This window comes from Armatimonas sp., from assembly GCF_031410135.1.
Lineage (GTDB): Bacteria > Armatimonadota > Armatimonadia > Armatimonadales > Armatimonadaceae > Armatimonas.
Genome location: NZ_JANNYP010000659.1, coordinates 1 through 6903, shown reverse-complemented (window position 1 = coordinate 6903; position 6903 = coordinate 1). Strand labels below are relative to the sequence as shown.

The 6903-nt window shown below is 60.4% G+C and carries 8 protein-coding genes; 1 reads left to right on the top strand and 7 read right to left on the bottom strand.

Annotated elements, in window-relative coordinates:
• The 3 genes from RMO15_RS24100 to RMO15_RS24090 form a co-directional block, all read right to left on the bottom strand.
• Positions 1-285, bottom strand: a complete 285-nt coding sequence (locus RMO15_RS24100; RefSeq protein ID WP_309718522.1) for a hypothetical protein — start codon at positions 283-285, stop codon at positions 1-3.
• 161 nt (positions 286-446) lie between these two features.
• Complete coding sequence (locus RMO15_RS24095; protein ID WP_309718519.1) at positions 447-653, bottom strand: helix-turn-helix transcriptional regulator; 207 nt, start codon at positions 651-653, stop codon at positions 447-449.
• Positions 654-655: 2 nt separating this feature from the next.
• On the bottom strand, positions 656-1096 hold the full coding sequence (locus RMO15_RS24090; RefSeq protein WP_309718516.1) for a hypothetical protein: 441 nt from the start codon (positions 1094-1096) through the stop codon (positions 656-658).
• Positions 1097-1183: 87 nt separating this feature from the next.
• Between RMO15_RS24090 and RMO15_RS24085 the strand changes: the two genes are divergently transcribed.
• A complete protein-coding gene (locus RMO15_RS24085; protein ID WP_309718513.1) occupies positions 1184-1963 on the top strand; it encodes a GNAT family N-acetyltransferase in 780 nt (259 codons plus the stop codon).
• Here the strand turns inward: RMO15_RS24085 and RMO15_RS24080 are convergent.
• The 4 genes from RMO15_RS24080 to RMO15_RS24065 all read right to left on the bottom strand — a co-directional run bounded on the left by RMO15_RS24080 (position 1921) and on the right by RMO15_RS24065 (position 6731).
• A complete protein-coding gene (locus tag RMO15_RS24080; RefSeq protein WP_309718510.1) occupies positions 1921-3099 on the bottom strand; it encodes a hypothetical protein in 1179 nt (392 codons plus the stop codon). The genes RMO15_RS24085 and RMO15_RS24080 overlap by 43 nt on opposite strands.
• Positions 3096-4973: a hypothetical protein gene (locus RMO15_RS24075; RefSeq protein ID WP_309718507.1), complete on the bottom strand. Its 1878-nt coding sequence runs from the start codon at positions 4971-4973 to the stop codon at positions 3096-3098. Before RMO15_RS24075 ends, RMO15_RS24080 begins: the two co-directional genes overlap by 4 nt.
• 165 nt (positions 4974-5138) lie before the next feature.
• Entirely contained in the window at positions 5139-6200 is a 1062-nt protein-coding gene (locus RMO15_RS24070; protein ID WP_309718504.1) for a MoxR family ATPase, read from the bottom strand.
• A gap of 36 nt (positions 6201-6236) precedes the next feature.
• Complete coding sequence (locus RMO15_RS24065; protein WP_309718501.1) at positions 6237-6731, bottom strand: hypothetical protein; 495 nt, start codon at positions 6729-6731, stop codon at positions 6237-6239.
• Between the last annotated feature and the right edge of the window lie 172 nt (positions 6732-6903).

The window sequence follows — 6903 nt, the reverse complement described above, 5'->3', positions numbered from 1 at the left end:
CTAGCGCCTGCCAGAGCGCGCCATCCACCGAGAGCAGCGGCTCGCAGCCGGGTGCTCAAACCATAGCCCGACCCGCTCGCCCGACCACTCTACAGGGACGGTAATTTTTGCGCGGAGCCAGCACTCTTCTTCAATCGCATTCCACGCGAAACCCATCGCCACGGCTTGCGCTTGGCCGCCACGCTCAAAAGTCCAGTCGGTGATCGGAAGACGCTGGGAAAAGACAGCACGCTCGCAGGCGGACAGCCACGGCTGCGCCCATTCAGGGGTCGGGGGAGGAATCATCGGCTCATTTTACCCCCTCGATTAGAACGAGGGGGCTGGAGAGCGTCGTGCCTCCGCTACAAAGGCCGTTCCAGCCATACCCAACTCTTATGGGCGGCACGCCCTTTGTAGCTTTAGCTCTCCAGTCCCGCCCCGGGTACCCTCTGGGTGAACGGGCGGGATTACTCGGGTTCGTGCTGGAAGACTTCGTCCAGCGGCTTGCCAAATATGGCGGCGATGCGAAAGGCTAGCTCCAGCGTGGGCGAGTACTTGGCAGCCTCGATGGCAATCAGAGTCTGGCGCGTAACACCCACTTTCTCCGCGAGTGCCTGCTGCGTCAGCTCGCCGTGCTCGAAGCGCAGCTTGCGGATGTTGTTGCGGATCGGCATGGCTAGTACCCTCTCCGGTAGCCATGAACCAGCGTCCCGTAGTGCACGAGCTCGCTAAGCACAAAGCTGAGAAGCGCAAGCTGCCCCACGAAGACCACCGAGATCAGCTGCGGAAAGACGGGCGCAAGAAACACGCCGCCGAGTACAAGAAGCCAGAGTGCGATCACCAGAGTCCAGTGCGCCCAACGAAAGGCCCGGCTCTCAATCGCAGTGTCCCGCTCGTCGCGTGGCTCCTGCCGGGTGCGCAGCGCAATGACCATCATGTAGACCGAAACCAGAACGATCTGCGCCAGCACGGCGGCCACAAAGGCGACCACCACCCGCGGCAGAATCAGCTCGCCATTGCTGGCAAGCTGAGCGATAAACGCGAAGTAGGGGACAAAAACCACGCCCGTTGTCACCAGGCAAGCCCACGCACTCTTCTCACGAAACGACATATCCATTGAAGTAACCTCCGTGATTAATGTACGGTATATTTTACTTAATGTCAAATATTTTTGACATTTAATTTTCGATAAAATAGAGACGACATGACTATCGAGCAAGCACTGACGGTTTTCGTCGAAGGTTTCACGTTCACGCGCAGTCTCACCCACCCCTATCTCTCGGAGCGACGCAACGAAAATCTCTGGCGGCTCTCTGACGCGCCGCGCCGCCGCGCCAGCGATTCCTACCGTGGCGAGGAGTGGATCGCCTGGGAGCTGCCGCCCGCTGTGGTGGATGCGCAGGCAAGAGCAACCGCGCAGAGCAAGTTTACGATCTGCTATTTAGTGCCCCTCGGTGAGAGTGATTCAGAGGCACGGGCAGCGTTCAAGGCTCTTGGCTACCGCCTGATGTCCACCGAGCCGCTGATGGTGCACGACCTGACAACGCTTCCTGCTCTCCCCCACTCCGAGCGCTTCCCCATTGTCCGCGTTCAAACTCCCGCGCAGGCCGATGCGCTGGCAAAGGCCGCCCGGCGCAAGATGCTCCTCCCCGAGCACCTGATAACCGAACCGCCGCCTCTCCGGCTGTATCTCGCACAGGACGAAGCCGTTCCTCAAGTCATCGGGTGGGTCGGAAGCGCTGCCACCTCCGAGGGCACGTGGGTGACGAGCCTCTTTGTCGAGAAAGCCTACCGCCGCCAGGGAGTGGGACGCGACCTCATGGCCCAAATGCTCACCGACGACAAGGCCAGCGGCGCTCCTGCCAGCGTCCTGCTTGCCAGCCACACCGGAGCCCTGCTCTACCCCACGCTGGGCTACCAGCAGCTCGGCACGCTCTACCTCTACACCCCGCCTAAAGCTCGGATGTCTTCGTTACAGTCGTAGCGGCACTCAGAAAGGAGCCAAGTGGGGACATCGTTGCGGGCAAGAAGTAACTTGACAAAGCTGTAGCGGCGGTAAGGGCATAAGATCGCATCGTAGAGTGTGAGCAGGAGTGGTGTGAGGAGCAAGTCGGAGTTTATTTGGGCGTACTCGCGAAAGTGTGATCCAAAGGAATGCAGACGGGCTTCATCGCCGCGAGCAAGGAGCAGATTTAGCTGGTTGGTGAGAAGTGTGAGATCCTCGTCGCTGGAGTTGTGTGCCAAGAGCCGAACAGCAGCAGGATAGAGAAGTGTCTCGGGATCAGTAAGCAATTCAAGAGCACGTGCACGGATGCGCGGGTCGGTGACATTTCCCAGAGCCAGCAGAGCGTACCAGGCGATACGCTGATCTTCGTGGTAGGTGAGCGTGAGGAGTGGTGCTGGGTTATGCGGAAAAGGGTACTGACGAAACCGGAAGAGCCAGTACTGTAGCTCACCGACAGTTTGGGGAACGGCCTCGGCTAGGTGGCTCAGCTCCTCTGGTGTGTACTCGCCGTAGTTAGCATAATCGCGGCGATTGTCTCGATCACGCTGCGCATTCTCCCGCTGATTCGCGAGCACCTCGACTACCAAAGCACGAGGGGCAAGGTGCCGTGCCACTCGTCGCCCAAGGATTAGCTGTGCCTCTCGATAGAGATAGTCGGTATGCCAGTCGCTCGGATCGTGGGGAGGAAACTGCTGGAGGAGTGCGGCTATTTTCTGCCATGCCTCTGCCGTCCCGAGGCGAAGAAGACTCTGATCCCAGTCGTAGTTTCCCTGCGCCACAAGCTGCTCGGCAGCGGCGTAGAGATCCGTTTTGATGTCTGCATGACCGCGCCGATGCAAGCGAGCACAGAGCCCGAAGAGCTGGTCGGTGTACAGAGTGGAGTCCGAGAGTGCGGCGCGGAGGTGAGGGATGTAGTAGGCGATGTCTTGGGTTACTTCGAGAACGTCAAGCAGAAAAAGTGAGCGTTCACTCTCTCCCTGTGTGTCGTAGCGCTGGCTATGGCAGCAGGCATAGAGAATCGGCTCGCGGTAGCGCTCACGGGTGGCTTGATCTGCGCTTTGTAGATGAAGAACGGCGCGGCCACGACCTCTTGCTAAGTCTTGCTCGAAGCTCATTCGTCGTCCCAGGGATTTTCTTTGAGGATGCGGAAGATCGGGCCGGTGGTGTTGCGCAGAGGGAAGTCGCTCTCCCGACCGCGTGGGACAACAAAGCAGTGCTCGCGGGGGCACTGGAGTTCTTCCTCACACCAGCCGTCGGTGATGACCATGATCGGAGCGGTGGCGGGGAAATCAGGGCGGGAGAGGAGATAGTTGATGCCCGGCTGCAAAGCCGTACCACCACGCCCCTGCACCGCCACTTGCCCACGCAACTCTGACGGTTCCACAAAGCCTTTGTCGTAGGGCGCGGCGTCGCAGAGCACGAGGCGGACGGCGGGGACGCCGCGTGCCTCGGCGAAGCTGGCGATCGCGCCTAGGCTCCGGCCCAGCAGGTTCCGATCCATCGAGCCCGAGGTGTCGAGAAGCACGCCAAACGTGCAGGCAGCGAGAACCTCTTGGGGGATGTAGCGAGCGGCGCGGGGAATGTCGGGCGTGGAGGCCTGGCGGCGGCTGGCCTTGGCAAACGAGCGCCGGTAATCGTCGAGGCGTGGCACATGGCGGTCTAGCCACTGCGCGAGCTCCACATCCCAGGGCACGGGCGGCGTAAAAAGCGACTGAATGTCCTCCATGAGCCCGGCGGGAAGAAAGCCACGCCCCGTCTGGCAGGCGAGCCCAGCTTGCAAGGCACGCTTGTAGATGTCGTCCAGCGTCGCCACATCGCCGCGGTAGAGCCGTCGCCCACCCGTGTCGAGCAGGACATCGCCCAGTGCCCCGCGAAAGCCCCGGAACTTCTTGCGCTCCTGCGGGCTCCAGGTGAGCAGAATATCGTAGACCTCCTCGGCTCCCATGCCTGAGAGCCGTGGGTCGTAGAGTCCTCCGATACGCGGCATCTTCCCGACCCCCATCTCGATCAGCCAGGCATTGATACAGAAATCGCAGGCGTAGTTCCACAGGCGCGGATCCCGCCCCGCCGCGCGGGTGTGGTGCAGCAGCGCGACATGGAGAAGCTCATGGGCGTAGACAAAGACCAGCTCGTCGTGCTCCAGCGGCACGTCCGGGTTCCAGTACATTTCCCCAAGAAAGCCATTGACGGCGGCCACCGAGATGTCCATCCGGTCGCAGAGATCGGCGCGGGCGATAATCTTCAGCTCCTGAGCCACGGCTCCCAGCAAGGGAAGGTTCTGGAAGACCCAGCGGCGTGCGGCGGCGAGCGCGGGAAACTTACTCAGGCCATCTTCCGCATCATTGAGATGCTCAGCGCTCTCCTCAATGGCCTGCAAGACGGCCAAGCGAATCCCATCGGCGAAGCGTGCCTCGGCGTCGCGGCGGTAGGTGAGAGCCTTGGTCAGCCCCAGCAAGTCCGGGCGATTCTTCCCAGCATGCGTGACAACGTCCAGCTTCATGCCCTGCTCGCGGCGCACCAGAAGCTCATCATAAAGCGCCTCTTCGCTCTCGTCGCCAAACCACAGCTCGGCCCGGTATGGCCTGCCGATATTCAGCGCCTTAAGCAAGCGATCCACACTCGCATCGCACGCCACGCACCAGAGCAGCGCATCACGCGAGCCAGCCCCCCAGCCCCCGTCCGACGAGGGAGTGAGTAGTTTGGGTGCGTGGTTGAGGGCAAAGTGCAGCGTCTGGTGCGCCAGAATATAGAGCCACTCGTCGCGAGAGAGCGCATGGTGGCCCTTAACTGTATGCCAGATATTGACAAAGACGGTCGCGGCGGCGTGATCCAGCCCCGCGACCTCAACCGTCTCGCTTTCCTCGAACTTGAGGAGCTTGGCCACTGGCCCCAGCGGCGTGCGCTCCAGATCGCTCTTGGCCCAGCTCAGATTCAACCGGCTCGTCTGAACCCGGCTCTGCGCCTCTTTAATCGTCTCACGCTTGGCCATTTAGTGCCATCTCCCCGGCTCGTCCCTCGCCTCCCCTCTTCCCGGGTTCGCTCCTTCGTCGCCGGAAGAGGGGCAAACCCAAAGGCCCTCTTCCCGCGAGGAACGAGCATCAGGGGAAGAGGGCAGCGAGCCTAAGCGAGCGGGAGATGGCCCGAAGGGAAGCATCTACTTCACCTTCACGACACCGGCGAGGCGTGGCAGATCACGGATGAGGTCCACGAGGAGCCAGCTGGGGAGGTTGCGGGCCGTGTCGCCCACTTCCTCAGCGACCATCACCGAGGCCAGCTCGACATTGATCTCACACAGCTCCACCAAGATGCGCTTTGCCTGGCTGGCTAAATGCCGGTGCTGAGGCTTGCAGTCGTCTTTCTGCGGAGGGAGCTCCTTGGCAAGCTGGGCGCGGATGCTCTGGACAATAAAGAACAGCACGTCGCGCTCTTTTGGGTCGCGCGGGAGCGGCTGCTCGCCCTTGAGGATTTTATCAATGTGCAGGCTCCCCGAGAGCTGCTTGAGAAATGCAGCAAACGAGCGGGCGTGGCTCGGCGAGAGGCAACCGGCGGCGAGCATGTCTATCTCTTGCGGCTGGATCTCGCGGCCATAGCAGAGCAGGGCATCAGAGAGGATGTGCCAGGAGCGGGGCGTGGTAAAGGTCTCCTCGGACTTGGGCGGGGCGGAGAAGAGATGGTCGGGGCGGGTCTCAACATAGCGGATCACCCACTCGTGGATACCGACCGTGTAGGCCCAGTCCAGCCACTCGCGAACACTCGGGCGTAGCTCGACATGGAGCATACGGTTCATCAGAGCCGACGACATCGGTTTCACAATCGCCGAGTCCTGCGCCCGGTTGCCCGCGCCCACTACGATGGAGTCTTTGGGGAGCTTATACTCGCCCAGGCGGCGGTCATTGATCAGCGAGTAGAAGGCTTTTTGCACCTCAAACGAGCAGGCATTGAGCTCGTCTACAAAGAGCAAGTACGCCTCGTCGCGGGCGATCATGCGCGGCGGGCAGAAGATACTCTTGCCGTCCTCGATACGCGGCACCCCGATCAAGTCCTCCGGCGCGAGCTGTGAGCCCAGCAGCGAGACACACTCGATCCCCACGGAGGCCGCAAAGCTCTCGACCAGCGCGGACTTGCCAATGCCCGGCGGCCCCCAAATAAACACCGGGCGCGTCGGGGCGACATTGAGAAGTAATTTCGTCAGTTCGGAAGGCGTAACCGTTAACACAGAGCCAGTATCGCACAGAAGAAACGATCTGTTAAGCTAGTTGTCTTTGTGTGTTGTTCCACCGTCCGGCTTGACTTTCGTCTCAAGGATCGTTTGGATGTGTTTTTTCACGGCAGGGTAGGTAAGCTCCTCCGCGAAGAGTCCCAGTGTCTTACGAGCCGTTGAGTAGTAGCCATCAAAATAAAACGCACTGAGCTTGCCGTTTGGCTGGTAGATGCCCTTACTATTTTTCACCACGGTATTCCAGCCCACTTCTATCCGCACTTCCAGCTTGCCTTCTTCGTCGGCCACGAGAAACTGGTAGCGTGGGGCAAACCAGCCATCTTTACCACGTGGCTCAAAAACAAAGGGCTCGTAGACAAGCACGCTATGCTTGCCAACTTTGTACTGCTCGCGGCAGAAGTCGGAGCGCTTGGCAATGCTCGACGTGTCTTTGCCTGCGTTATGAAGCGCGATCAGCTCGGTGCGCTCGGTATCGCGTGCCTTCTCATCGCCCATCGCCTGGTAGACCTGCACCAGCTTTGCACGCAAGAAACCGCTGTTAAGGTCACTGGCCTTGAGCTTGAGATAGAACTCTTTTGGGTGTGACCCATTTTAGTTGAGAGGCCATTCATGCCACTTGATAGCCCCCTTGTGGCATCTTCATTTTTGAGTTTGCTCTCTCGATACAGAGAGAATCCCAAGCAGAGAAGGTTCCATAAAG

Excerpts from the sequence above, each read along its gene's own strand:
- RMO15_RS24100 (WP_309718522.1), bottom strand. The coding sequence starts at position 285 with ATGATTCCTCCCCCGACCCCTGAATGGGCGCAGCCGTGGCTGTCCGCC.
- RMO15_RS24095 (WP_309718519.1), bottom strand. The coding sequence starts at position 653 with ATGCCGATCCGCAACAACATCCGCAAGCTGCGCTTCGAGCACGGCGAG.
- RMO15_RS24090 (WP_309718516.1), bottom strand. The coding sequence starts at position 1,096 with ATGGATATGTCGTTTCGTGAGAAGAGTGCGTGGGCTTGCCTGGTGACA.
- RMO15_RS24085 (WP_309718513.1), top strand. The coding sequence starts at position 1,184 with ATGACTATCGAGCAAGCACTGACGGTTTTCGTCGAAGGTTTCACGTTC.
- RMO15_RS24080 (WP_309718510.1), bottom strand. The coding sequence starts at position 3,099 with ATGAGCTTCGAGCAAGACTTAGCAAGAGGTCGTGGCCGCGCCGTTCTT.
- RMO15_RS24075 (WP_309718507.1), bottom strand. The coding sequence starts at position 4,973 with ATGGCCAAGCGTGAGACGATTAAAGAGGCGCAGAGCCGGGTTCAGACG.